Source organism: Coleofasciculus sp. C1-SOL-03 (genome assembly GCF_040220555.1).
Lineage (GTDB): Bacteria > Cyanobacteriota > Cyanobacteriia > Cyanobacteriales > Coleofasciculaceae > Coleofasciculus.
The window spans coordinates 13,156-38,669 of sequence record NZ_JAVJUO010000254.1 but is presented as its reverse complement, the minus strand read 5'-3'; the positions used below and the strand labels follow the sequence as shown (position 1 = coordinate 38,669).

Here is a 25,514-nt window from a genome sequence, read left to right as displayed (position 1 = left end):
GTAATAAAGGCTTTCCCATGAACAATCAACGATGAACCGTGAACAAATCTGCTATCCTTTTTTGGTGAATCTGTGGATTTCTGTAACCCAGCGCAGTCGTTCTTCATGTTCTAAGTTTAAGATATCGTCTAATGACCAGTGAAAGTGAAAAGCAATTAAGGCTACCTCTTGATATAAACGATCCAAGGGGTAGCCTAATATTCCCCCGATCGCGCTAATCCTCCCTGATGCTGATTGATATGATTGAAAAAGTTCTGTAAGTAAATCAAGTCTACTAAAAAAAGTTGTTCTAATAGCTTTGGTGTAACCGGAGAAAGGTTGCCGAGACGGGTGATAGCTCTAGACAAAATAACCAAAATGCGGTAGTAAGATTCTTGCTGCACCCGGCTATCTTTGTGAACTACAATCTCATCTTTTCCGGTGACTAGACGCATTATCCCATAGCGATGAATACCGCCGTTGGTATCAACAAAACCTTTGGGTAGAGTAAATTCAAAATAGGTATAGTTATTTGTCATTTGTCATTTGTCATTTGTCATTTGCCCTTCGTTCTTCGTCTTTTTAGTTTTCCTGTAGGGGCGACCCGCTGCATCAATCAACAACTTTATCCATTTAATTGGATCGGGTCGCCCTTTACTTAACCACCTGTATCAAAACCTGCTTTTTTAAATTTATCTTTGAAAAAAAATAAATTTTATCTCACTTCTAGTCAGATGATATTGATTCAGATTGTGCCGACAAACTAGAACTTTGTTCGACTTGATTATCAGATTCTAATTCGTTAATTTGACGATAAAATTGTTGCAAATAATTGAGATCACAGGCAAATAAATTTTCAATTACCGTGGGAGTGACTTCATCCAACGCCCCCAAACGCAAAATAACTCGCGATAAAATAATCACGGTGGCATAAGCCGGATTAGACTTCACACGCGGATCACGCATGGGAACGATTTCATCAATTGCCCGCGCTAACCGCATTACCCCTTTGCGGTGTAAGTTTCCCTCCCCATCCAGATACCCTTTGGGAAGATCAAATTCAAACTCGGTTTGAATCATGTCCCTGGCTTAATCCGTCTTAACTGTTCAACAGCAACCTCGACTTCTTCAACCTGATACTCATCTCCTCTGACATTTAAATCAGAAATTTGGTAGCTAATGGGCCACGCGCCTTTAAATTCAAATCGAAACTGCTCTGTGGATGAGGTATCATAGATGACTAATGCACCATTACGCCGTTGATCTTCCCAATCCGCTCCTTCCTGCACGGAATTTAGCCAATTCCACAAGGTCATGGAAATATTTAAGCCTCGTTTCAAGGTGAGATTGGTGTAGGTCATATTACCCGGAACCTTAGTGCGAACCACTCGCCCTCTAGCGTTCCCACTTTTTCCCCACTTCTGCGGCGTTACCTCGCAGACTTCAACAACGTCCTGGGTGGCTTTAAAGCCCTTACATTCCTCAAACAGACCATCTACAGAGTCATTACTCCCATCTAAGATTAACTCTAAATAAAAGCGCGATCGCGTCAGAATTTCAACTTCTGCCACTGTTCACCTCCTTTGCCACTCCTATTTTCTTGAAATGGACAAAACACTGCCCGGTGTTTTCCAAAGAAACACCCAGGCAGTTGATCAAAGAAACTGGATTACGAATTGAGGCAATCCTCACATTACACGTCTGCCCGTACCATTTTCGTGAATCGAACCTCCATCGTATCTTTAGCCATTTCTCCAGCCTTACTCACATCTAATTGACTGGTTTGGTTAAGGTTGCTGGGGAAGCAATCAATGAAATCGTACTGCGCCCCAATATTGCCATTCATATCGTAAATGAATAACGAAGCCGTTTTGCGGTTTTTCCTCGACTCCGATGCTCCACCTGAGAATGAGGTGGGATGGCATTTCTTATACCAATCGGTTACTTTTTGTTGATCCGCTTCATTACCGGCTACGTATTCGATTTTAAGACCAGACCCATACTCGACTGTACCCGGAGTAGCTTGGGTTTGGGTTTTCCCATCTCTGCCGCAACCAATGGCGCCGCTTCCTGCTGCCACTTTCATTTCAATCGGAGGAATTGTACATTTTTCGACGACTAACTCCATGCCATCGCAATCCCAGAAAAAAGAAGCGTTAGTGTTATATTCAATATCCGGCATGATTCAACTCCCTTCTTAATTCGTTACAGTAGATTTTTGCTGTTGGTTGTTCAAATAACCCGGACAGTTTATACCACACGAGTGCAATTTTCGCACACGAGCGTCCAGGTTTCTTTCAGATAATCTTTGCCATTGACATCCAATTCAGCAATGCTCATTTTCTGGGGCCACGCTTCTTTGAAGTCCCACTGGGCGACCATATTGTCATCATTATCGTAGGCAAAAATACTGCCGGTTTTTTTACTATCAGCCCATTTCCCATTACCGCCATCAGAGGGAGGTAGACAATCTTTGAACCATTTCCACATGACCACACTAGCACTGGTGGGGCTAGGGCTAGAGATGCAGACTGCCTCAAAGGTAACGACTTCCTCAAAACCAGCCGAGTTAACTTGCCGCTCTGATTTTCCGTCTTTTCCGGAACCGATTACAGAGGCTTCACCCGCTACTTTCGGCTTGTATTCAGGAACTTTAACGCTGTTGAACGCCAGTTCACCCAAGCCATCAACATCTAAGAAAAAACTACTCGGGGCAAGGGGTTTTAATAGCTCAGCCATATCTTTATCTCCTTATTGCCATGTCAAGAGTTAACCGTGACTTGTTTGAATGTGTTGCCGATACAGAACTTAACACATTGACAAAACTATCCAGATCTAATCAGACGCTTGAACATTATAGAGACTTCTGTTATAGCATAAATTTTTGCTCATAACGATTACAAAATGTCAAGGTCTGTGAGTTGCTGTTAAGCGTTCGATGAAATCCGAATTCCCTTCCCTTTTTATTGTATGTTTCTCAACCCTTTTCCGTTACAACTGTTTACTTTGCCTGAATTCAGGGCGACCCGATGTAGGAGCGGGTTTTACTACTATCTTTTCGGTTGCACCTCAATGTGACTAAACCCGCCCTGTTTCTAGAGTTGTCCATTAATCCAAGCGGGTCGCCCCTAAATGGCGTTTTAATCCCTACCGAAGGCGATTGCTTGGGTAGGGAGTTCAGGTTGTCACCTATTGATTCGGTGCCCACTGACTAATCCGGAAGATCACAAATTCAGCCGGACGTACTGGACAAACACCAACTTCTACATAGAGACGACCCAGCATAATCGTCTCATGGGTGTTGATGTCCGCATCGCACTTAACGTAGAACGATTCCCCCGGCGAAGACCCAAATAATGCACCCTCACGCCATAACCGTTCTAAGAAATTGCTAACCGTGCGGCGTACCCGCGCCCAGAGAATTTGGTCATTTGGCTCGAACACCACCCACTGAGTACCAATTTCAATGGATTTCTCAATGTAGCTGAGTAAGCGGCGGACACTGATATAACGCCATTGCACGTTATCCGGTTCTACCAACGTGCGAGCGCCCCAAACTTTAAAGCCTCGGTTGTAATTGGCGAAATTGCGGATACAGTTAATCCCCATCGGGTTCAACAGTTCCTGTTCCCGCATATTGGTGTCATAGGCTAAACCTGTTACACCGCGCGGTGTTTCGTTCGCGGGTGCTTTGAACACGCCGCGTGTTTCATCCGTGCGACACCAAATCCCCATCATGTGACCACAGGGGGGGACATACATCGGGCGTCCACCATTGCGAGGATTCGCCACTTTAATCCAAGGATAGTAGAGAGCGCCAAACATGGAACGGCGGTTAAACAGTTTTAACCAAGCGGCGATATCTTGCGGCTTCTGCTGGTCAGCCGAAACCGGGTTATCTCCTTTCGTCGGCTTGACCGGCGGTGCATCAAGAACCGCCATCCGGTAGGCGGGACCAGGGAAGGAATTCTCGCACATACTCAGCATCATTTCCATGACACCGTGAACTTGCTCTAAGTTCATCAATCCTTCTTGATACACTTTCATCAAGTCAGGACAAGCAATCATGGCGACTTCATCAATTTCAAAAATCCCCTGTGTCCCGGTGCGGTCATCCCGTTGTCCTTGTAAATCACGGGCAAAGTGTTCTCGGTCAGAAATGTAGGGGGGCGGTGTAATCTCATACGCTCCCTGCATGGGTCGCCGTGACAAGGGTTGTCCGCTTTGGGATATGTCAACCGCCTGGATAAATTCCGAATCTTCAACGGCGGTAACGACATAATCAGCCACCTGGGTTTCCGCTTCCGGATTCATCGTCAGGTGTTCATACCGTTCCAATTCCTCTTCGCCCCGTGCCACAATCAGGTCAAAGAATTCACCCGTGTTGTAGGGGGGTTCAGCATCATCTGGCGCGTCTTCCGGTAAGGGTTTCGGTGTACTTTCTTGAATCACCACCCGCAGCCGGGGTTCATCGCCACCCGGTAGCGCTAAGGCTCCCCCTTCTTCAGATTCAGATTCAGCCGGCTTAATCATGAATTGTAAAGAGGGGCGATTTCCGGCGGTGAGAATCTTAGTCCCCGTTTGCTCGATTGGCGGCGGTTCAGCACCCGGTAGTTTTGTACCAATACTGGTTACCCAACAGCGACCCCCACCATTGAGGAACCACCCTTGAACCGCAAAGGGTAAATAGGCGTCGAAGTCCGTGAACCCATCAGACCCTTCTTTGGCAAAGGACTGCAAATACTGATCCCAAGTGGTAATCAGCATGGGTTTGAATAATTCGGCATCACCGCGTACATCCTCGGTAAACCCAATGAACCCGGCGACACTCATACTAATGCCCTCAATCGGGCGACTGCCTCGGTCTACCTCTTCAACGTAGACTCCTGGTGCAAAATAATCTAATGGCATGAGTCATATTCCTCCATTTAGTTAGGATTTAAATCAGCCCACAGAAAAAAACCTGAGAGTGTCAAATTCTATAAGGGGTTGACAGAGGGGGTTTTCTGTGCAGATTGCAGGGAACAAGCGTCCACACCGACAAAACTGGACGTGGCGGAATCCCTAATCCATTCCGTAATGCTGCTGGCTGTAGCCAATCTCTGAATAATATCTTTCAGTCATAGCATGTCAAGAACCTGTTCGTACAGGAGTCATTCCCTTTTGTCGCAACCAGCGATGACCCTCTAGCCCCGTTAAGTTCTCATCGAACAACCGTTGCTTATCTAAAGCAGTATAGATCCATTGGGTTACAAGAAATAGCGTTCTGCAAATCCGGGAATTTCCCTCAGATAAGATATTTGCCAAGGTTGGGGCAACAGCCGTGATCATAGAAGTCCGTGATTAAGCTATACGGATAAGCGTAATGAGAGAGGCTAACTTTTGCTATTTTATTAGACTAGGGTCGAAATTTTGCCATAAATATCTTTACAAATTATAAATTAAATCTTAAAAAATCTTTAGGTTGGCTGTTGCCGATTTGAGGAGTTTGCCCGATTGTGGGCTATGATTGTGGTTTAGCATTTTTTAGCTTAATTCAGCTTAAATCGTAAAGAAAAGTAAAAAATCTGAATGTTGGAGACTGAGTGAACTATTGATAGAGCCGTGTAGGGATTTAACTCAAAGACAACCCAAAACCGGGGAATGGATTCTAGTTGTTCATTGAAAGGAGTGGGTTGCCCCCATACATCCCCCTAGGTATTTGTTCAGTGTATAACGGATACCATTCGCCTCTGTGGAGAGTTGTGAAAGTTGGGGATAAATAATGGAGGATTGCATAAAACGCTGTTAGAGGACTCCGGTCATGTCACAACTGGTCAAAGCGCAACTGATTTCAACCGACGGTGGCGGAACTATTGAATTTATGTTTAATCCCAATCAGTTGGCGTTCAATCAGCAAATTAATCTTACCAAAAGTAGTGGAGCGAGGACAGGCAGGGGATTGCCTAAAGTTAACTTTGCCTATCCTGAACCCGTTATCCTCACCATCAATGACCTGATTTTTGATACCTACGAGCAAGGGGAAAGTGTCCTAAAACACATCAAATCATTTCAAAAAGCGGTTGATTTTGCCGAGTCAGGAGCAGGTCGAGAGAAACGCCCACCAACCTATGTGTTTACCTGGGGGTCTCAAAAGTATATTCGCTGCTTTGTTACCAAGCTGGATTACAATCTGACGATGTTTCTGCCAGATGGGACACCAGTACGCGCCAAGATTAACTTGACGTTAGAAGAGATTGATGAGTCTACATCTCAACCGGGTATGTCTGCACCTACATCCAGTGCCAGTCAACGCCAACAAGATAGCTTGTCCAGTCGTAAGGCTCGGCTTAAATCAGGCTCTGGCGCGAGTTCTCCAACGTTAAGTCCTTCGCCTCCAGCAGCACCATCGGCAAGTTCACCGACTACGGGAGCTTTAGGAGGTGCAGCTAATGCAGCGTCCCAAGCGACTTCCCAAGCCTCTGATGCGGCGTCTCAAGCGGCTTCCCAAGTGTCTGATGCAGCGTCCCAGGCGGCTGATACCGCATCCCAAGCTGCTTCTCAAGCCTCCGATGCGGCGTCTCAGGCTGCTTCCCAAGTTTCGGATACGGCGTCTCAAGCTGCTGATACCGCATCCCAAGCAGCTTCCCAAGCCTCTGATGCGGCGTCTCAAGCGGCTTCTCAAGTGTCTGATACGGCGTCTCAAGCGGCTTCTCAAGTTTCGGATACGGCGTCTCAGGCGGCTGATACCGCATCCCAAGCGGCTTCTCAAGCTTCTGATGCAGCATCCCAGGCGGCTGATACCGCATCCCAAGCTGCTTCTCAAGCTTCTGATGCGGCGTCTCAAGCGGCTTCTCAAGTTTCTGATGCTGCTTCTCAGGCGGCTGATACCGCATCCCAAGCGGCTTCCCAAGCCTCTGATGCTGCTTCTCAAGCCTCTGATGCGGCATCCCAAGCTGCTTCTCAAGCCTCTGATGCGGCGTCTCAAGCGGCTTCCCAAGCCTCTGATGCAGCATCCCAGGCGGCTGATACCGCATCCCAAGCTGCTTCTCAAGCCTCTGATGCGGCGTCTCAAGCGGCTTCTCAAGTTTCGGATACGGCGTCTCAGGCGGCTGATACCGCATCCCAAGCGGCTTCTCAAGCTTCTGATGCAGCATCCCAAGCGGCTTCTCAAGCCTCTGATGCTGCTTCTCAACTGGAAGAATGAACATCATGAAACAAATAAGCTGTCATGTATTTAAATTGAATGTCAAGCTTCTTACAGCATTTTCAGACTCGATGTGATACACAGTTTCTAAGAGTAGAGAAGCACTGTCTCATCGTTACTGTACTACTGGTTTGACACGGCTAAAATTGTGGAATAGATTTGACCATTGAATCGGGCGCAAGTCTTTGCGCCCCTACAGTTTCCGGGCGTAATTCTAATTGATTAAATAAGGTGTGCCACGCCACTACACCGTGTTAGAAAGTGCTGTAAGGTTGGTGGGCAATGCCCACCCTACGGTATATCAAGGTTTTGGCGCTCCCAAAATGTAAATTTTCAGTACCATTCTATTTAAATTGGGTATTCAGTAGGTGGACACAATTAAAGTTAGCGGTGGAGATTAGGGAAAAGGGAACAGGGAACAGGGAACAGTAAGGGTTTGAGGCTTGTTTACATAACTTAATCTAGTTAAGTTTATTTCCACCAACCTACTTAGTAGCGAGCAAGATGCTCGCACTACAAGGATTTTGTCATTATAGATATTAAGGTTTAAATGCTGAACTGCTTATCTGATTGCCTCTACTGCGTCGCGATCGCTAAACGAATGCCTTCGACTAAGCGTAAGCGATCCATCGCGCTAACGACTCGACCATGAGGGACATTTTCATCAGCATTAAGAATCACCAAGAATGGAGAATCCGCCGTCACTAATGACTCTATCCCGGCTTCGAGTTGTGATAATTCAATCGGTTCCTGGTTAACAAAAATCGCTCCATTTGCCTGAATCGTGACCGTAATTATTCGGTCTTGTACCTGACTCTCGGCGGTGATCGCTGTGGGTAAATTAACTGGTAATCCTTCAGATCGGGTTAAATAAAGGGTTGAAATGATAAAAAATGCCAAGATTGCGAATATTGCATCAATCATTGGCACAATATTAATCTGGAATGGTGTTTCTGAATCATCAGGTAGACGCATAACTCAACCTTCTGCCTTCTGCCTTCTGCCTTCTGCCTTCTGCGACAAAAACGGTAGAAAAGGCTAACCTTCTCTACCGTTCAATGGGAATTATGAATCAATTGGATTATTCAGCACCTTGAGGCAAAAGTTCCCGTTGTTCCCCAGGTTCTCCAGGAATAACTTTCACTTTGCCCTCTTCATCCACATCGACGATCGCACTGTCTCCTTCTTGCAGGCGAGTCGCCAGGATTTCTTCTGCTAATACGTCTTCTAACAAGCGCATGATTGCCCGACGTAGGGGTCTTGCGCCGTAAGCTGGACTGTACCCTTCTTCCACCAACCGTTCTTTGAAGCGATCGGTGACTTCCAAGGCAATTCCTTGTTCTGTGAGACGCTTGAAGACTTCCCGCAGTAGGATGTCGCAGATTTCCTTGATCTCGTCTTTGGTAAGCTGACGGAAGACAATAATCTCATCCAAACGGTTGAGGAATTCCGGACGGAAGTACTGCTTGAGTTCCTCGTTGACCAAAGAACGGATGCGGTTGTACTGGGATTCGGCTTCGTTGTCGCTTAACTCGAAGCCTAAACCACCGCCACCTTTTTCAATCACCTTCGACCCAATATTAGAGGTCATGATTAATAGGGTGTTCTTAAAGTCCACTGTCCGTCCTTTCGCATCCGTAAGACGCCCGTCTTCCAGGATTTGCAGCAGCATGTTAAACACATCGGGATGGGCTTTTTCGATTTCGTCGAATAGCACCACCGTGTAAGGACGACGGCGTACTGCTTCAGTTAGCTGACCCCCTTCGTTATAACCGACGTACCCGGGAGGCGAACCAATCAACTTACTGACGGTATGGCGTTCCATGTACTCGGACATATCCAAGCGAATCATCGCCTCTTCTGACCCGAAAAAATAAGCCGCCAAGGATTTGGCTAACTCCGTTTTACCCACCCCGGTAGGACCAGAGAAGACAAAACTAGCAATGGGACGGTTGGGGTTCTTCAAACCAACCCTTGCCCGTCGAATCGCCCGTGATACCGCTTTCACCGCATCTTCCTGACCGATGAGGCGCTGATGCAGCGTATCTTCCATGTGCAGCAGCTTCTCGGATTCGGATTCAGTCAGCTTGCTAACCGGGACACCCGTCCAAGAGGCGACAATATGGGCGATATCTTCCTCATTCACAACGGGGGAATCATCCGTTCCGGCTTCCGCCTTTTTATTTTGAGCGATCGCCCGAATTTCGCCCTTAATTTCCATTTCCCGATCGCGCAGTTCCCCCGCCCGGTCAAAGTCTTGCGATCGCACGGCGTCGTCTTTTTCCTTAAGGACTTGGCGCAGTTCCTTATCTAATTCCTTCGCCGCTGGGGGAAGTTGGGAGTTGATTAAACGCACCCGGCTACCGGCTTCATCAATCAAGTCAATCGCCTTATCGGGTAAATAGCGATCCGAGATATAGCGATCGGACAGTTTCGCCGCTGCATCCAGGGCTTCATCTAAAATTTTCAGCTTGTGATGCTGTTCATACCGTTCGCGCAACCCGTACAAGATCTCAATCGTCTCTTCAACAGAGGGTTCACCTACCATTACGGGTTGGAAGCGTCGTTCTAATGCCGCATCCCGTTCAATATGTTTCCGATACTCATCCAGAGTAGTCGCCCCAATACATTGAAGTTCGCCCCTAGCTAAAGCGGGTTTCAGGATATTGGCGGCATCAATAGCCCCTTCCGCCGCACCTGCACCAATCAACGTATGAACCTCATCAATCACCAAAATGACATTGGCAGCTTGACGAATTTCATCCATGATTTTCTTGAGGCGTTCTTCAAACTCACCCCGATACTTCGTTCCCGCCACCAGTAGCCCGATGTCCAGGGTAACGACGCGCTTTTCTTCTAAAATATCTGGGATATCGCCATTGGCAATTCGCTGCGCCAATCCTTCAGCGATCGCCGTTTTTCCCACCCCTGGTTCCCCGATTAATACCGGGTTATTTTTGGTGCGGCGTCCCAATATTTGGATAACGCGCTCAATTTCTTTAGCGCGTCCCACTACCGGATCAAGTTTCCCTTCACCTGCCAATTGGGTTAAATTGCTACCAAATTCGTCCAGAGTTGGTGTTTTCGTGCGACCCGAAGATGCGCCACTGGTGACTTCTGCCGTCTCGCCCAGCATCCGGATGACTTGAGTTCTCACCTTGGTTAGGTCTACACCCAGATTTTCCAAAACTCGTGCCGCCACTCCTTCGCCTTCCCGGATCAAACCTAGCAGTAAATGCTCAGTTCCGATATAGTTATGACCCAGTTGGCGGGCTTCTTCGAGCGATAATTCTAAGACTCGTTTTGCCCTGGGAGTAAAGGGTATTTCCACAGCGACAAAGCCGGAACCTCTCCCAATGATTTTTTCAACTTCAATCCGGGCATCTTTAAGATTGACACCCATCGACTTGAGAACTTTGGCGGCGACGCCAGTTCCCTCCCCGATTAAACCCAGAAGGATTTGCTCCGTGCCGACAAAATTATGCCCTAAGCGACGTGCCTCTTCCTGGGCTAGCATGATCACCTTAATGGCTTTTTCTGTAAAGCGTTCAAACATGGCGTATTTCCATCACCTGTTGCGTGCCCGTGTACGCTGATTCTAGCATAGGAGACTTGTCAGGCTGTCTCTTATACGACAACCTGTCTATTTTTTTGGGGAAGCTGGGGGAGCTGGGGGAGCTGGGGAAGCTGGGGGAGCTGGGGGAGCTGGGGAAGCTGGGGGAGCTGGGGAAGCTGGGGGAGATGGGGGAGATGGGGGAGCTAGGAGACAAAATTTCTATTGCCTATTGCCTATTGCCTATTGCCTATTGCCTATTGCCTATTACCTGTTATTTGACCAATCACAGATAACTAAATAGTTGCCAACCCTGACGGGTTAAGCGGGAGACGATTTGTTCATAGCGTTCTTGCAGGATTTGCTCAAATTCCGGTTGTTGTAACCCTTTGCGCCACAGAATTAGGGCATCTTCACCCGTATCTTGGTAATATCCTCGACGTCGTCCGGCTGGAATAAAATCAAACTTTTGATAGAGAGACAGGGCGGCGTGATTCGAGGGTTTGACTTCTAAGGTTGCCCACTCCAACTGACGCTGTTTCGCGTCCTTGAGTAAGGCATACAGTAAAAATTGCCCCAGTCCCTGATGTTGGTAGTTGGGATGCACCGCCAAAATCGTAATATGCGCTTCCTCCAGAATTGACCAGTAACAACCTAAACCCACTAAGCCATTCGGTAAAGGGGGGGACGTGGGTAAATTTTCCCCCGGTGGATTTTTTGGCATAACCCCATCTGAATGGCAACCCCATGGTCGCTTATCCCAACCGTTGTGGGCTTCTAAAACCAGTAATTGACTATTCGGGCTATTTAACTCACGTTCGTAGCCCGATCGCGTCCACAGCCCGCCAAAACATACTTGATCCAGATCCACCGCCGCATTCAGTTGTGCTGTGGTTAGCGGCTTGATCTCTAAGACAGTCACAGCACTCAATTGTACACTAAACTAACGGACGCTTTTGGTGTACCTGCCCATATTCATCGCAAAGATAATCACGACATTATGCTATTGACTGACTCCACTCAGGTGCAAAACTCTGGACAGCGATATCTTGCCGCGAATGCTAATCCCGATAGTCGCTCCCCGAATCAAGAACTGTTGCCGCTTACAGCGACGGTTAACAGCCAGGATTGTCTGGAAATTGGGGGGTGTGATGTTAAAGATTTAATCGAGGAATTTGGTTCTCCCCTCTATATCTTAGATGAAGTCACAGTAAGAACGGCTTGCCGCCAGTATCGGGATGCTTTTGCTCGTTATTATCCCGGTGATACCCTAGTGCTGTATGCCTCAAAAGCCTGGAATTGTTTAGCCGTTTGTGCGATCGCGGCATCGGAAGGTTTGGGTATCGATGTTGTCTCCGGAGGCGAACTCTACACGGCATTAGAAGCCGGAGTCCCAGCCGATAAGTTATATTTCCACGGCAATAACAAATCTATCGCTGAACTCCAGCTTGCGATTGAAAACCAATGCACGATTGTAGTGGATAATCAGTTGGAGTTAGAAACTCTGGCAGATTTGGCACAAAAAACCTCTCCGGATACCCAGGTGCGGATCATGATTCGGATTACCCCGGGGATCGAGTGTCACACCCATGACTACATTCGCACAGGACACCTAGATAGCAAGTTTGGTTTTGATCCCCACACGCTAGATAACGTTTTTACCTTCATTAGCCAAAACCCTATTCTCGACTGTATTGGGTTACACGCTCACATTGGCTCACAGATTTTTGAGCGTCAACCCCACAAAGACCTCGGGGCTGTCTTGGTCGATTATCTCCAGAAAGCCGCTCAGTTCAATCTATCCATTCAAGAACTGAATGTCGGCGGCGGTTTAGGAATTCGCTATACCGAAGACGATGATCCCCCCACGATAGAGGCTTGGGTTAAGGGCGTTTGTGAAGCCGTGGTTAATGCCTGTAACCAGCAGCAGTTACCCTTACCCCGGTTATTATCCGAACCCGGGCGATCGATTATTGGACCGGCTTGTGTAACGGCGTATACCATCGGCAGTCGCAAGGTGATCCCCCAAACGCGAACCTATCTGGCGGTTGATGGGGGGATGTCCGATAATCCCCGTCCGATTACCTATCAATCGGTTTATCGTCCGGTGGTAGCTAACCGTATGTCAGCACCGATAACCGAAACCGTCACGATTGCGGGTAAACATTGCGAATCCGGGGATATTTTACTCAAAGATGCCCAATTACCCGAAACCCAGCCAGGGGATCTGCTGGTGATTATGGGAACCGGGGCATACAACTACAGCATGGCGTCTAACTATAATCGTGTACCTCGACCCGCAGCGGTGTTAGTGAAGGATGGAACGGCTGAATTAATTGTGCAGCGAGAAACCTATCAAGACTTAATCCGCTTCGATCATTTACCGAAACGACTGGTATCTCAGGATTAGGGATTAGGGAGCCATGTAGAGACGTAGCATGCTACGTCTGGAAGATGGGGGAGCCCAGGACGAATAACGAATGACAAATGACAAATGACAACTCCCTACTTAATCTCGTTACAATCAAGCCAGAGTCACCCTCTCAGTTGCTAAACGTTTAATTAAGTTCAATGCCTGCGTCGTCGTCGGGTTCTTTTCCTGACTCTGGCTGGGTTCAATCCTTATTGCTGCACAGCATTGATGTCGGATTGGTTCTAGCCCTCACCTATATGGTTCTCCTCATTATCGGAGAGCGTCGTACCTTATGGATGGTTCGAGGGCTAATCGTCTTGATGCTAGCGGCAGCGGTCAGTAATCGACTAGGATTGACCCTGTTGAGTTTCGTGTTAGAAAAATTGGTGGTTGGTTCGGCTGTGGCGATGGCTGTCATCTTTCAGTCAGAATTTCGCCGCTTTCTCGAACAAGTCGGGCGGGGGGAAATTATGCAGTTATTTCAATCCCAACGCCGCCCTATCCCTAAAGCAGATAGCGTTATAGATGAAATTGTCGATGCGGTTAAAGAATTATCCCAAAATCGGATTGGCGCATTGATGATTATGGAGACCAATGGCACCATTGACGAGCGAGATTTTTCTGTGCCGGGGGTACAGTTGAATGCTGAACTGTCGAAAGAACTGCTGCAAACCATCTTCCAGACGACCACCTTACTCCATGATGGGGCTATATTAATTCGGGGGTCTCGCGTAGCTGCAGCAGGCGTGATTTTACCTCTGTCAGAGCGAACTGCCTCACGACAGCTTGGCACGCGCCATCGAGCCGCGATGGGCATTACGGAGCGAGTCGAAAATTGCCTTTGTATCGTTGTATCAGAGGAAACGGGTTCTATCTCATTAGCAGAACGCGGTGGACTCAATCGACCCTTAACCAGTAGTAAACTCAAAGAACTGTTAGAGGCTCGATTTTCAACGGTGGTTGACCGTGAGGCAGTTGCTCCCGGTTTACGCAGTTTAGGTCGCCAAGTGAAGTCTCAAGGACGGCTACTCATTTCACGTTTACTTCGTCTGCCGTCATCCACGTCCCGCAAAAAGAAATGACTATTATTATCCAACTATTATGCAAACGATACTAAAAGAATTACCAAGCGATCTCGACCAGGAACGTCTACCCAAACATGTGGCGGTGATTATGGATGGTAATGGTCGTTGGGCAAAACGTCGAGGCATTCCTCGGATTATGGGTCATCGCCGAGGCGTAGATACATTAAAACGGTTATTGCGCTGTTGTGATGATTGGGGTATCCAAGCCCTGACCGCTTATGCTTTTTCGACGGAAAACTGGGGGCGTCCTATCGAAGAAGTGGAGTTTTTGATGACGCTGTTTGAGCGGGTATTAATGCGAGAACTCCAAGAGATGATGGAGGAGAATGTTCGCATTCAGTTTGTGGGGAATTTAACGGCATTACCGCCATCCCTACAAAACCAAATTGAACGGGCGATGACTCAAACGCAAAAGAATACCGGGATTCAATTTACTGTTGCCACCAATTACGGGGGACGGGAAGAGATTTTGCAGGCTTGTCGGGCAATTGCGACTCAAGTTCAGCAGGGTGAGATTCAACCGGAGGAAATTGACGAAACGCTGTTTTCTCGCCATTTGTATACTGCCAATATTGGTGATCCGGATTTGCTGATTCGCACCAGTGGAGAGATGCGGTTGTCCAATTTTCTCCTCTGGCAAATGGCTTATGCGGAATTTTATATTACCGACGCTTTTTGGCCCGATTTTGATCGAGAGGCATTTCATCAAGCTTTGATTGCTTATCAGAAACGGGAACGGCGATTTGGGAAGGTTTGAGATTTAAGTGTTGAGTTTTATAAGCCAATCCGCCTTTTAAACCCCTTTGTCCCTTAGCGGTTTTTGCCTATTTTCTGTAGCCTGTAGCCTGTAGCCTTGTTTAAGGGCCAGAGAAAACCGCTGCTTCTACATCTTCGCGACTGAGGGAATACTTGAAAGAACGCATAATGTCACGTTGTCCTTCTGCGGCATTAATGTAGCGCACGGCTAATTCCTCAACGTCCAGGCAAAGTTCGGCTTGCCAATTTGGTCGTTCTACACGCCAGCAATTGAGTTCATTGCTATCTTGCTGACATCCTTGAGAACGGAGCCAATTTTCGATTTCTGGAAGAGGATGGTTATAGAGGGGAGTATCAGATGAAGGCAGTACCATAGACATTTTTACAGGTTGAGGGATGAAACAGAAACAGGGGGTAACGGTGGATTAGATGGAGGGAAAAAAGGGGTTCGGAGGTCGATATCGTGGGATTGGCTGTAGTTGAGTTATCGGTGGAGTGGTGACTCGACGGGATAGAGATGCCCCAGAAACTTGCAAAGCATTGTCTCCTCGGGTTAAGCCAATCACAATTGCCAGGAGTAAGCATCCCACGAAGGTTATCCCCAAAATAAATAGGGCAAATAACTCGCCAGCGGAGAGCGGACGATCCGTGGGGTCAAGGTAAGCCGAGGATGAATGCTCAATTCGCGATCGCCCGACAGGATGGTTCAATCCAGGTGGAGGTTGAATAACACTGACGCGAGAATAGCGAATAGTTTGATCATACAGGATGCGCCGTTCCGGATTACTCAGAGTCGCATACGCTTCATTAAGCTGTTGGAACTTCGTCTTAGCGGTTTCCTTTGGCAAGTCCGTGGTATCGGGATGGTAGCGTTTACTCAGTTCCCGATAGGCACGACGGATATCGAGAACAGATGCACTGGGATGTACCCCCAGAATCCCATAATAGGTTATGGGTTGTAGCTGTTTGCTCGTCCTAGTCTTCTGTTTTACCCAGTCTTGAGCCATCCTAGCTGGTCTAAAAAGCGGTTTTTAACATTTTACGTGATCGCTCTCAGTTGGTGAGCCGATGGCAGAGATTAGGATTGGCAATGCCATCCGGTAGACTAACGGTTAGCTGTCTGGGATCTAATGGACGTTTATGAAACAGTATGATGAGTATTTATACTTAAAAATCCCGAAATCTACATAATTTAAAGGTTTCCACGTTCCATATCTGGCAATCAGCCATTAGAATAATGCAGTGAAACTTCGAGCCGGTGGGTGTTTCAGGCATTTTTCCCTGATGCCTCCGGTTCTTGGGGTCAAATACTGAACTCTAAACCAATAGGTTAGAGTAAGCGTTGACCTACGATTCACGCAGAAATAAGGAGATTTATGATGAACAAGGGCGAATTAGTGGATAAAGTGGCGGAAAAAGCTGCTGTGACCAAAAAACAAGCGGATGCGGTGTTAACGGCGGCATTGGAGTCGATTATGGAAGCTGTCTCTGAGGGCGATAAAGTCACCTTAGTGGGCTTCGGTTCCTTTGAATCGCGGGAACGTAAAGCCCGTGAGGGACGCAACCCCAAAACTGGCGATAAGATGGAAATCCCAGCGACGAAGGTTCCGGCGTTTTCGGCGGGGAAGTTGTTTAAGGAACAAGTTGCCCCTCCCAAGTAAGGGTGTCGTCAAAACCTGTTGGTGAAGATAAGAGACAAGGGAGAGACGTAGTTAGTATGCTACGTCTCTACCAACGGCTGATTTTAAGGAGAACCGATCCTTGAAACGACCCATTCACGGGGGAAATCTAGCCTGGGCAGCGGCGCGGGCAGGTTGTTCCCCTTCCCTGATTCTGGATTTTTCGGCGAGTATCAATCCTTTGGGACCGCCAAAATCGGCGATCGCGGCGATTGCGTCCCATCTGGATAACTTAGTTGCCTACCCTGCACCGGATTACTACCCGTTACGGGTGGCTCTGAGTCAACTCCATCCCCCGGTGAACCCTGACTGGATTCTACCGGGAAATGGCTCGGCTGAGTTATTAACCTGGGCAGCCAGGGAACTCTCAGAACGAGAAGAAACGATTATCCTAACTCCAGCCTTTAGCGACTACCAACGGGCGCTGAGGGCGTTTAATGCCAGAATCAGGGAATGTCTTTTATTTGGGGCAGATGGGGAGACGGGGAACAATGTAGAAACGTGCCATGGCGCGTCTGGGAAATGGGTAGATGAGGGAGTTCTCTCAACACCCACTCAGGGCGGGTGTTGTCCAACCGTGATCATCAATAGCCCAAAGAAAATTCCTCAACCCGCCCCGACATTGCCGCTGGTTCCTGGCAAAAATCAGGGTTTGCTGCTGAATAATCCCCATAATCCCACGGGTCAATTATTTGACAAAGCTAGCCTGCTGCCTTATTTGCAGCAATTTGCCCTAGTGGTTGTGGATGAAGCCTTTATGGACTTTTTGCCACCGGATCAGCAGCACAGCCTGATTCCTTTGGTGCAGGATTATCCAAATCTGGTCATTTTGCGATCGCTCACCAAATTCTACAGCCTCCCTGGACTCCGCCTCGGTTACGGTATCGCCCATCCTGAACGCCTAAAACGCTGGCAACAGTGGCGTGACCCCTGGTCTGTCAACGTCTTGGCTGTCGCGGCGGCTATCGCTGTGGTGCAGGATCAAGACTTTCAACACCAAACTTGGGACTGGCTACCCACCGCGCGATCGCACCTGTTTCAAGGGTTATCATCGTTACCAGGGTTACATCCCTATCCCAGCGCGGCTAACTTTTTGCTGGTCAAGTCAGACTACTCCTGTTCCCAACTTCAGGAACACCTACTCAAGCACCACCGTATTTTAATTCGGGATTGTTTGAGCTTTCCGGAATTAGGCGATGGTTATTTTCGAGTCGCGATTCGCACCCAAGCCGATAACCAACGTTTATTAGAGGCTCTACAATCCGTTATAAATTATAAATTATGAATTCCCTATTCCCTATTCCCTATTCCCTATTCCCCATTGCCTATTGCCCATTGCCTATTCCCCATTGCCCATTGCCTATTGCCCATTGCCCATTGCCCATTGCCCATTGCCCATTCCCCATTCCCTATTCCCTATTAAATGACAAATGACGAATGACTATGACCTTATTGTAATTGGTAATAGCAAGGCTGGCGCTTATGCTGCCCTGGTTGCGACTCAATTGAAGGCTCGTGTTGCCCTGATTGAGCCGGAAAACCTCCCGATCAACTGGTTAGGTCGAAAAGCGCTTTACAATCAGGCATTGATACAGGTGGGTCGGGTTCTTCAGCAAGTACGGGATGCACCTAATTTTGGAATTTATCCAGCTATAACTCCCTCAATTTTTGATACTCCTGAATTAAAAAAGCAGTTACTCAAAAAATCAGAAGACGCTGGGGAAAAAGGTAGAGACGCGCCATGGCACGTCTTGGAGTCAACCCCCTATCTTCCTACTGTACAACTTACTGAAGCAATGGAATGGGCAGACATGGTGGTTTCTACCTGTTCTGAAGCCACGTCTCCAGCAATTTTGGCATCCTTCGGTGTAGATGTAATTTCTGGCAATGGAGAATTTTGCCGTCTACCTCACTTGGGTTTTGTTGTCAATAACCGCCGTTTACGAGCCAGAGCCTATTTGATTGCAACGGGTTCTTGTCCAGACATTCCTAATATTGATGGGTTAGATAAAATGAGTTATTGTACCCCAAGAGATGTCTGGCAGCATATAGCAACCTATCAGGGTAGATTGAAAGGCAAAGTTATCGAGGCGGATTGGACTGATACCGTTCCTCAAGCAACCGATAAGGTAACGAAACCTACCCCTCAAGGAAAACCGGAGAACCCAGAACAAACCCATCCATTTCAGTTACAGAAAAAGTGGCTAATTGTTGGTAGCACTCCCAATGCTGTCGAACTAGCGCAAACATTAGCACGGCTAGATTGTCAGGTGACATTGGCGGTAAGTGAAGCTGAGATTTTTCCCCAAGAAGACTCAGAGGCGTCGCGTCTGGTGCAAGCCCAATTAGAAGCCGAAGGAATTCGGGTTTTGACTCAAAGTCCGGTGACTCAGGTCAGGTGGATTGAAGGGAAAAAATGGGTGCAGGCGGGAAATCGGGCAATTGAAACCGATGAAATTTTGTTGGCGACGGGTCAAACCCCTAATATTGAATCGTTAAATTTAGCAGGAGTTGGGGTTAAGTTTTCCCAAAAGGGGTTGAAACTCAACCCAAAATTGCAAACCACGAATCCCCACATCTATGCTTGTGGTGATGTGATTGGCGGTTATCAATTTGATCATATTGCTGAATATGAAGCCAGTATTGCGATAAAAAATGGTTTATTTTTTCCCTTATGGACAGTAGATTATCAGGGGATTCCGTGGGCAATATTGACTGATCCAATTTTAGCACGGGTGGGCTTAACCGAAGCGCAAGCCAGACGCCGTTATCGGAAAGAGGTTTGGGTGGTGCGACAGTATTTCAAAACCTTGGATAAGGCACAAATTTTAGGGGAAACAACTGGGTTTTGTAAGCTGGTAGTGCGTCGGAATGGGATGATTTTAGGCGGATTAATTGTGGGTGCAAATGCCGATGAATTGATTGGTGCGATCGCGCTGATGATTCGCCATAAAATTAAGCTGGGGTCACTGGCTAAAATGCCGCCAGCTTCGCCTACATTGTCAGAGATTCTTTATAAAACAGCACAGGAATGGCAACATCAACGGTTAGATCGGAATCAGATGGTACAAAATCTGCTGGAATGCTTTTTTAACTGGCGGCGGAAATGGTAAAAACACAGATTACACAGAGGGGATGACAGTTTCGAGAACACTGAATAGTGGGGACACTGATTACACAGAGAACTTAATAATCTCTTTCAAAATTGAATCATCTTTTCGCCATTGATACCAAATCCGCCTTTATTACCCCCTTTCGAGGTGGCGATTGAAATCGCTGCTACACAAACAAAGTCCGCCTACGCGGACTAGATTATAATGGGGGTAGCTAACCCGGATTTGGTATAAGAACTATAGCAGTAGACACATCGATTAGGACAAACGAACTATTGTAGAGACGCGCCATGGCGCGTCTCTACCAAATGATGCTTATACAACTTTTTTGTAGAACGATTCTAAAGCGGTTAAACCTGTGCGGTCATTATAAAGTCGATGATGGTTTTGATAAATCTTATTTACAATATCCTGTCGCCAGTCGCTGTCTAAACCTAGTCCCACGGCGATCTCAATATAATCAGCTTCATTATCGGCAATTGTTTCCGTAATTCCCATCATTTTTAATATACCAGAGGCATGACGACCACGCATAAATTCACCCGGACAGGTTACCACAGGTAAACCGCAAGCAATTGCTTCTAAGGTGGTATTTCCCCCCGACCAACTCAAGGTATCTAGAAAAATATGGGAGACTAAATTAAGATTGATATAACTCACCCAGTTCTGTTTGGGCAAAATTCTACAGTAATCTTCATGATTGAGACCAACCTGAGCAAATGCTCGTTGCAGACGGGCTTGGAATTGGGCAGTAATCCGGGAACTGGGAGAGGCAATAAAGACAAATTGGGCGTGGGGAACTCGTTGTGCAATGTGGGCGAAAATAAAGTCAAACTGGGGCAGATATTTAAATAAGGATTGGCACGATAGATAAATAATGGCATCTTCTCGAAGCTGAAAGTCAGATCGGGTTTTGGTTGGGGTTGGTATTGATGGCTTTTCGTAATAAATACCGATATTGGGCAGCCGAATCAGTTGTTCGCTATAGTGATGTTGAGCCTTTTCTGGTTCCATTAATTCACTGGATAAAAAGTAATCAATGGTGGGTAAACCTGACGTTACTGGATGCCCCCAGGTTACGCATTGCACTGGGGCTAGCCTTAAGCCAGCGATGAGACTGGTTAAGCCATCCATGCTGATATCGGTAAATACCAGGATATGGGGTTGATCAGCGCGGATTTGTTGGCAGACGGCATCTAAGTCGCCATAATGGTGATAAAATTTATCACTATAGGTTTTGAATTTTTCTGTCATCACGTCGGTTTTATGACCGATGTGGTAGGTATAAATTTCAAAGTTTTCTTTGTCGCTATGTTTGATCCAGCCTAAGGTTAATTTACCCACGGTATGTCCGCGAAAATAAGCCGAAATATAACCAACCCGGATCTTATCGGTGGGACGAAGTGGGGGTAAGGATAGAGGTGTTGTCCATTGGGGATAATGGGAAGCCATTACTTGATCAACTAAGGTTCCATATTTCCGTTGTACGCCTCGGTCATTTAATCCCTGATACCCTAGGTAGAAACTAAAGGCATGTTTGGCTAATGCTTTTACGGTCTGTTTTCTCTGAACAGGGGTATAGGAGGCGAGTTGTTGCTGCAAGGAATTGAGTCCCTGGCAAAAGTGTTGACGCCAGAGGGCAATCTGTTTCTGATTGTCGTAGAGAATAGGTAAGACGAGTTGACTCTGCCATTGCGCTTCCATTAAGTCTGGTTTAAATTGAAAGGCTTTTTGGAAGTAGGGAATTGCTTCATCGACTTGGTTTTGACGGGCTAAGGCAAGTCCCAGGTTGTGGTTGGCTTCGGGATGATTGGCATTCAGACGCAAGGCTTGTCGTAAATAATGTGTGGCTGACTCGAACTGATTCTGGGGTAATAATGTGCAACCGATGCCCACATAAGCCTTGAGAAATTGCGGATCTAGGGTTAAGGTTTTTTGATAATGGCTGAGGGCGTCCTTGAATTGAGCGTGTTCGAGGAAGGCATTGGCTAAGTTATAGTGGGCTTCTGGGGTGTTAACGTGGAAGAAAATTGCCTGCTGGTAATAGAAAATCGCTTCTTTAAGTTGACCCAAGAGGTGCAGGGATTCGGCGAGTTTGAGATAAGCTTCCCCATAGTTGGGCGCTAGGGTAACTGCCCAACGAAAGGATTGTATAGCGGCGTTGAGTTGCTTGTACTGAATTAAGGCATTGCCCAGGTTATAGTACACGCCAGGATTATTGGGTTTGTTGGCAAGGGACTGTTGGTAATGGGCGATCGCACGTTCACTATCTCCCTGTTCTAACAGAGCATTGGCTAAGTTACAGTGTACCTCTGGATCATTGGGATTGAGTTCCAGTGCCTTTTGATACTGTTCAATCGCCGCCGCTAGATTACCCTGCTGTTTGAAGGCATTGCCTAAGTCGTAATAGGTTGAACTGTGATTGGGCTGAAGCGCGATCGCTCTTTGGTAGTAGGGAATGGCTTGAGTTAACTTCCCAGAAGCGTGTAGCGCCGCCGCTAGGCTGTAGTAAATTTCGGCATAGTCGGGGATGAGAGCAATCAATTGTCGATAATAGGCGATCGCTTCATCAAGTCGCCCCCGTTGGTGAGCAATTGTACCTAGGATATGCAGCGCTTCCGTGGAATCCGGTTGCTCTTGCAGAATTTGGCGACAAAGCCATTCAGATCGATGGAAGTCACCCGTCTGGTATGACTCGAAGGCGGTAATCAGGGTATCGGAGATCGGACTCATACAGAATGCCTACTGGAGTGGCGATAGGTTTGAGGGTAAGGCAGAAACTATTTTGCGATTTTATCGAGTTTTTTACTTTTTGAGTTTAACTTGGCAGATGAACCCGAAAATAAAGGGCTGTTTGAGGGTGTAAGGGCGATTAACGCCCAGAACTAGATAAACAACCCGATTACTCCGGTAAGACGGTTGGACAATTCGGAAAATCTGAAGAGGAAATGTTATGAAGCTGAAGATTGTCGTTTTTTCACTGCTATTGGGTTTGGCATCATTGTTGGGTGCTTGTCAAACTGAGACGCCGACAGAGACTATAGACGAGTCAGCTCCCGCCGGGGAGACTGAGACTATGCCTGGGGAAGAAGAGGTAGAAACCGAGGCAATACCTGGAGAAGAAGAAGAGATAGAAACCGAGGCAATGCCTGGAGAAGAAGAGGTAGAAACCGAGGCAATGCCTGGAGAAGAAGCTGAGGAAGAAATTGAAGGAGAAGTTGAAGAAGAAGTTGAAGAAGAAGTCGAAGAAGAAGCTGAGACTACGCCATAACCCTAAATGATCAGGGTGTGAACAGCTTACCTTGGGAGTAACAGGTCATAGAAACAGGTGTCAGCGATGAGACTTTTACTCGTGGAAGACGATGAGCGGATTACCGATGCTCTAGAAGAAGATCTCACCGATCAACATTATGCGATCGATGTGGCGCACGATGGAGAGGAAGGGTTAAATCTCGCTGATTCTGTCTCCTATGACTTAATTTTGCTCGACATTATGTTACCTAAAATCGATGGGATTACACTTTGTCGGCGACTACGCTCCCAAGGCTGTAGCACTCCGATTCTGATGCTAACGGCTAAGGATACAATTACGGATAAGGTGGTGGGATTGGATGCCGGAGCTGATGACTATTTGGTTAAACCCTTTGACTTAGAAGAGTTATCTGCTCGCATTCGCGCCTTACTACGTCGGGGTGTTTCCACCGCCCCCCCGGTATTGGAGTGGGGTAAGCTACGATTAGATCCAAGTACCTGTGAAGTGTTTTATGAGGATAACCTTCTATCGCTTTCACCTAAAGAATATTCGTTGTTAGAATTTTTTTTACGTCATGGTCGCCGTGTGTTTAGCCGCGCTCAAATTTTAGAACATCTTTGGCCCTTTGAGCGACTCCCGGAAGAAGCGACGGTTAAAGCCCATATCCGCAGTTTACGACAGAAACTGGAAGCTGGCGGCGCTCCCAGTGATTTGATTGAAACGGTTTATGGTTTGGGTTATCGTTTGAAACAGTGATTGGGAATTGGGAAAGATTTATAATTCAAACATCATACAGGGCGGGTTGAGTTCAGTTAGAGGTTTTCTCCTCAACGTTATCGGTACAACCCGCCCCTACAATCGGTCAGGGCGGGTTTTGAATAAATGTTATCATCCATAGTGAAACGAAAGCACATAAACCCGCCCCTACACAGTCAAAACTCAGACGTAGGATGCTATGTCTATACAGTTCTTAGAATGTTTCAAGGTTTACGCTGGCGTCTATTGTTGTCTTACCTAACGGTAATGGCAGCAATTTTAAGTCTTTTTGGCACGGGAGTTTATGTCTTTGTTAGCCGCAATCTTTATTACCAACTGGATAAAAAACTATTAACTCTGGCTCAAGCCGCCGCCGCCTCGTTTACGCCTGTGAAAATGAAGGGACCTCAATATCTCAATCAAGTGGATGCGGTTCCCTGGCGCGATATTTTTAATCGGGATCAGCAAAGCTTAGAATGGTTTGATGCCAAGGGTCAACTGTTGGCAAGTCGAGGTGCTTTAGAGTTAGAATCTCGACTCCGAGTCGGTTCTCAAACCCAAGAGGAGAAGCAAAAGCCCAGACAGGTTCGCACCTACACCATTTCGGTGTTTAAAGATGGCTCAACCCCCAATCAGCCTTCTCTAGAAGGGTATATTCGCGCCTCGCAATCGATGGAGGATATTCAAATCGTCCAACGCCAACTGCTGTGGGGATTGGGAATGGGCGGTGTGATGGGGTTAGGTTTAGTGGGTTTGGGCGGATTGTGGTTGACCCAGAAAGCTGTGGAGCCAATTGAGCAAAGTTTTCAGCAACTTAAACAGTTTACCGCCGATGCGTCTCATGAGTTACGCAGTCCTTTAATGGCGATTAAAGCCTCGGTTGATGTGATGCGAAATCATCCGGAACGAATTCATCCCAAGGATGCGAAAAAGTTAGCGGCGATCGCCAGTGCGACGGATCAGATGAGTCACTTATCAGAAGACTTACTTTTTTTAGCGCGAAATGATAGTAAAGTGTCAACGCCTAGCCGTGACAAAAGTATAATCTCTCTGAATCAGATTTTACAGAATTTGCTGGAGTTATTAGAACCGTTTGCCCAAGAGAAAGAGGTGACACTCCAGTCTCAATGGTTAGCAACGGTTTCTGTGCTTGGGAATGAATCACAACTGAGTCGTTTATTTTGTAACTTGCTGGAAAATGCGATTCAATACACGCCGACGAAAGGGACAGTAGACCTGATTTTGGCGAAAACGAATCGCTTTGCTATTGTGAGTATAAAAGATACCGGAATTGGGATTGAGCGAGAACAGTTACCCTTTGTGTTTGATCGCTTCTGGCGGGCGGACAAAGCCCGTTCTCGGCGCGAGGGGGGGACAGGGTTGGGTTTAGCTATTGCGGCTGCGATCGCCCAGCGTCATGGTGGGAAAATCACGGTGACGAGTGAAATTGGAGTAGGAAGCTGTTTTCAGGTGCGTTTACCCGCCGTTTAATACTAAATCCGCCTTTGTTACCTCCTTTTTGCCACGGCGATTAAAATCGCTGCTATACAAACAAAGTCCGCCTACGCGGACTAAATTATAGCGGAGGTGGGAAACCCGGATTTAGTATAACTGACAATCTTATCCAGAGTTTTTCCGAATGTAGGGGCGGGTTTCACTATTATCATTTTTTTTCCGCCCTGATGTGACTAAACCCGCCCTAACCAAAGAATAAAATAAAAAGCAGATAAGCTGTCATGCA

Annotated in this window: 23 protein-coding genes and 1 pseudogene; 10 read left to right on the top strand and 14 right to left on the bottom strand. The window is 47.1% G+C overall.

The window, feature by feature from the left end; translation table 11 throughout:
• Window positions 1-51 precede the first annotated feature (51 nt).
• The 8 genes from RIE73_RS37950 to RIE73_RS37915 form a co-directional block, all read right to left on the bottom strand.
• On the bottom strand, window positions 52-186 hold the full coding sequence (locus RIE73_RS37950) for a DUF6760 family protein (RefSeq protein ID WP_446398688.1): 135 nt from the start codon (window positions 184-186) through the stop codon (window positions 52-54).
• Window positions 187-194: 8 nt separating this feature from the next.
• A complete protein-coding gene (locus RIE73_RS37945) occupies window positions 195-518 on the bottom strand; it encodes a hypothetical protein (protein WP_446406091.1) in 324 nt (107 codons plus the stop codon).
• A gap of 187 nt (window positions 519-705) precedes the next feature.
• Window positions 706-1,059, bottom strand: coding sequence for a hypothetical protein (locus tag RIE73_RS37940; RefSeq protein WP_446406090.1), 354 nt, complete (start codon window positions 1,057-1,059; stop codon window positions 706-708).
• Window positions 1,056-1,550: a phage tail protein gene (locus RIE73_RS37935; protein WP_446406089.1), complete on the bottom strand. Its 495-nt coding sequence runs from the start codon at window positions 1,548-1,550 to the stop codon at window positions 1,056-1,058. Before RIE73_RS37935 ends, RIE73_RS37940 begins: the two co-directional genes overlap by 4 nt.
• Before the next feature lie 122 nt (window positions 1,551-1,672).
• A complete protein-coding gene (locus RIE73_RS37930; protein WP_446406088.1) occupies window positions 1,673-2,161 on the bottom strand; it encodes a phage tail protein in 489 nt (162 codons plus the stop codon).
• Window positions 2,162-2,229: 68 nt separating this feature from the next.
• A complete protein-coding gene (locus tag RIE73_RS37925; protein ID WP_446406087.1) occupies window positions 2,230-2,718 on the bottom strand; it encodes a phage tail protein in 489 nt (162 codons plus the stop codon).
• A 450-nt stretch (window positions 2,719-3,168) separates the two neighbouring features.
• Window positions 3,169-4,890 carry a phage tail sheath family protein gene (locus RIE73_RS37920; RefSeq protein WP_446406086.1) on the bottom strand — a complete coding sequence of 574 codons (1,722 nt, stop codon included), beginning with the start codon at window positions 4,888-4,890 and terminating at the stop codon, window positions 3,169-3,171.
• 219 nt (window positions 4,891-5,109) lie between these two features.
• On the bottom strand, window positions 5,110-5,310 hold the full coding sequence (locus RIE73_RS37915) for a hypothetical protein (RefSeq protein ID WP_446406085.1): 201 nt from the start codon (window positions 5,308-5,310) through the stop codon (window positions 5,110-5,112).
• 472 nt (window positions 5,311-5,782) lie between these two features.
• On the opposite strand from RIE73_RS37915, the pseudogene RIE73_RS37910 reads away from it, so the two are divergent.
• A pseudogene (locus RIE73_RS37910) lies at window positions 5,783-6,298 on the top strand (CIS tube protein); the annotation flags it as partial.
• Between the two features lie 1,443 nt (window positions 6,299-7,741).
• Here the strand turns inward: RIE73_RS37910 and RIE73_RS37905 are convergent.
• From RIE73_RS37905 to rimI, 3 genes are all read right to left on the bottom strand, one after another.
• Window positions 7,742-8,140 carry an ExbD/TolR family protein gene (locus RIE73_RS37905; RefSeq protein WP_446406084.1) on the bottom strand — a complete coding sequence of 133 codons (399 nt, stop codon included), beginning with the start codon at window positions 8,138-8,140 and terminating at the stop codon, window positions 7,742-7,744.
• A gap of 106 nt (window positions 8,141-8,246) precedes the next feature.
• Entirely contained in the window at window positions 8,247-10,721 is a 2,475-nt protein-coding gene (locus RIE73_RS37900; protein ID WP_446406083.1) for an ATP-dependent Clp protease ATP-binding subunit, read from the bottom strand.
• A gap of 283 nt (window positions 10,722-11,004) precedes the next feature.
• Complete coding sequence (gene rimI, locus RIE73_RS37895; RefSeq protein ID WP_446406100.1) at window positions 11,005-11,640, bottom strand: ribosomal protein S18-alanine N-acetyltransferase; 636 nt, start codon at window positions 11,638-11,640, stop codon at window positions 11,005-11,007.
• 78 nt (window positions 11,641-11,718) lie between these two features.
• Here rimI and lysA point away from each other — a divergent pair, with 78 nt between their 5' ends.
• From lysA to RIE73_RS37880, 3 genes are all read left to right on the top strand, one after another.
• Window positions 11,719-13,128, top strand: coding sequence for a diaminopimelate decarboxylase (gene lysA, locus RIE73_RS37890; protein WP_446406099.1), 1,410 nt, complete (start codon window positions 11,719-11,721; stop codon window positions 13,126-13,128).
• Between the two features lie 161 nt (window positions 13,129-13,289).
• Entirely contained in the window at window positions 13,290-14,213 is a 924-nt protein-coding gene (gene cdaA / locus RIE73_RS37885) for a diadenylate cyclase CdaA (protein WP_446406082.1), read from the top strand.
• A gap of 19 nt (window positions 14,214-14,232) precedes the next feature.
• Window positions 14,233-14,973, top strand: coding sequence for an isoprenyl transferase (locus RIE73_RS37880; RefSeq protein WP_446406081.1), 741 nt, complete (start codon window positions 14,233-14,235; stop codon window positions 14,971-14,973).
• 100 nt (window positions 14,974-15,073) lie between these two features.
• On the opposite strand, the gene RIE73_RS37875 is transcribed toward RIE73_RS37880, so the two are convergent.
• Window positions 15,074-15,346 (bottom strand): DUF3143 domain-containing protein, encoded by a 273-nt coding sequence (locus RIE73_RS37875; protein ID WP_446406080.1) that lies wholly within the window; start codon window positions 15,344-15,346, stop codon window positions 15,074-15,076.
• Between the two features lie 51 nt (window positions 15,347-15,397).
• The gene (locus RIE73_RS37870; protein ID WP_446406079.1) at window positions 15,398-15,979 is read right to left on the bottom strand and encodes a J domain-containing protein; all 582 of its coding nucleotides are present in this window, start codon (window positions 15,977-15,979) and stop codon (window positions 15,398-15,400) included.
• A gap of 372 nt (window positions 15,980-16,351) precedes the next feature.
• Here RIE73_RS37870 and RIE73_RS37865 point away from each other — a divergent pair, with 372 nt between their 5' ends.
• The 3 genes from RIE73_RS37865 (at window position 16,352) to RIE73_RS37855 (ending at window position 19,764) form a co-directional block, all read left to right on the top strand.
• The gene (locus RIE73_RS37865; protein ID WP_044207165.1) at window positions 16,352-16,633 is read left to right on the top strand and encodes an HU family DNA-binding protein; all 282 of its coding nucleotides are present in this window, start codon (window positions 16,352-16,354) and stop codon (window positions 16,631-16,633) included.
• A gap of 100 nt (window positions 16,634-16,733) precedes the next feature.
• Window positions 16,734-17,936, top strand: a complete 1,203-nt coding sequence (gene cobD, locus RIE73_RS37860; protein WP_446406078.1) for a threonine-phosphate decarboxylase CobD — start codon at window positions 16,734-16,736, stop codon at window positions 17,934-17,936.
• A 145-nt stretch (window positions 17,937-18,081) separates the two neighbouring features.
• Complete coding sequence (locus tag RIE73_RS37855; protein WP_446406077.1) at window positions 18,082-19,764, top strand: dihydrolipoyl dehydrogenase family protein; 1,683 nt, start codon at window positions 18,082-18,084, stop codon at window positions 19,762-19,764.
• A 315-nt stretch (window positions 19,765-20,079) separates the two neighbouring features.
• On the opposite strand, the gene RIE73_RS37850 is transcribed toward RIE73_RS37855, so the two are convergent.
• Window positions 20,080-22,497, bottom strand: coding sequence for a tetratricopeptide repeat protein (locus RIE73_RS37850; protein ID WP_446406076.1), 2,418 nt, complete (start codon window positions 22,495-22,497; stop codon window positions 20,080-20,082).
• 220 nt (window positions 22,498-22,717) lie between these two features.
• Here RIE73_RS37850 and RIE73_RS37845 point away from each other — a divergent pair, with 220 nt between their 5' ends.
• From RIE73_RS37845 to RIE73_RS37835, 3 genes are all read left to right on the top strand, one after another.
• Entirely contained in the window at window positions 22,718-23,035 is a 318-nt protein-coding gene (locus RIE73_RS37845) for a hypothetical protein (protein ID WP_446406075.1), read from the top strand.
• A 66-nt stretch (window positions 23,036-23,101) separates the two neighbouring features.
• On the top strand, window positions 23,102-23,773 hold the full coding sequence (locus RIE73_RS37840) for a response regulator transcription factor (RefSeq protein ID WP_446406074.1): 672 nt from the start codon (window positions 23,102-23,104) through the stop codon (window positions 23,771-23,773).
• Window positions 23,774-23,992: 219 nt separating this feature from the next.
• A complete protein-coding gene (locus tag RIE73_RS37835; RefSeq protein WP_446406073.1) occupies window positions 23,993-25,264 on the top strand; it encodes a sensor histidine kinase in 1,272 nt (423 codons plus the stop codon).
• Window positions 25,265-25,514: the final 250 nt, after the last annotated feature.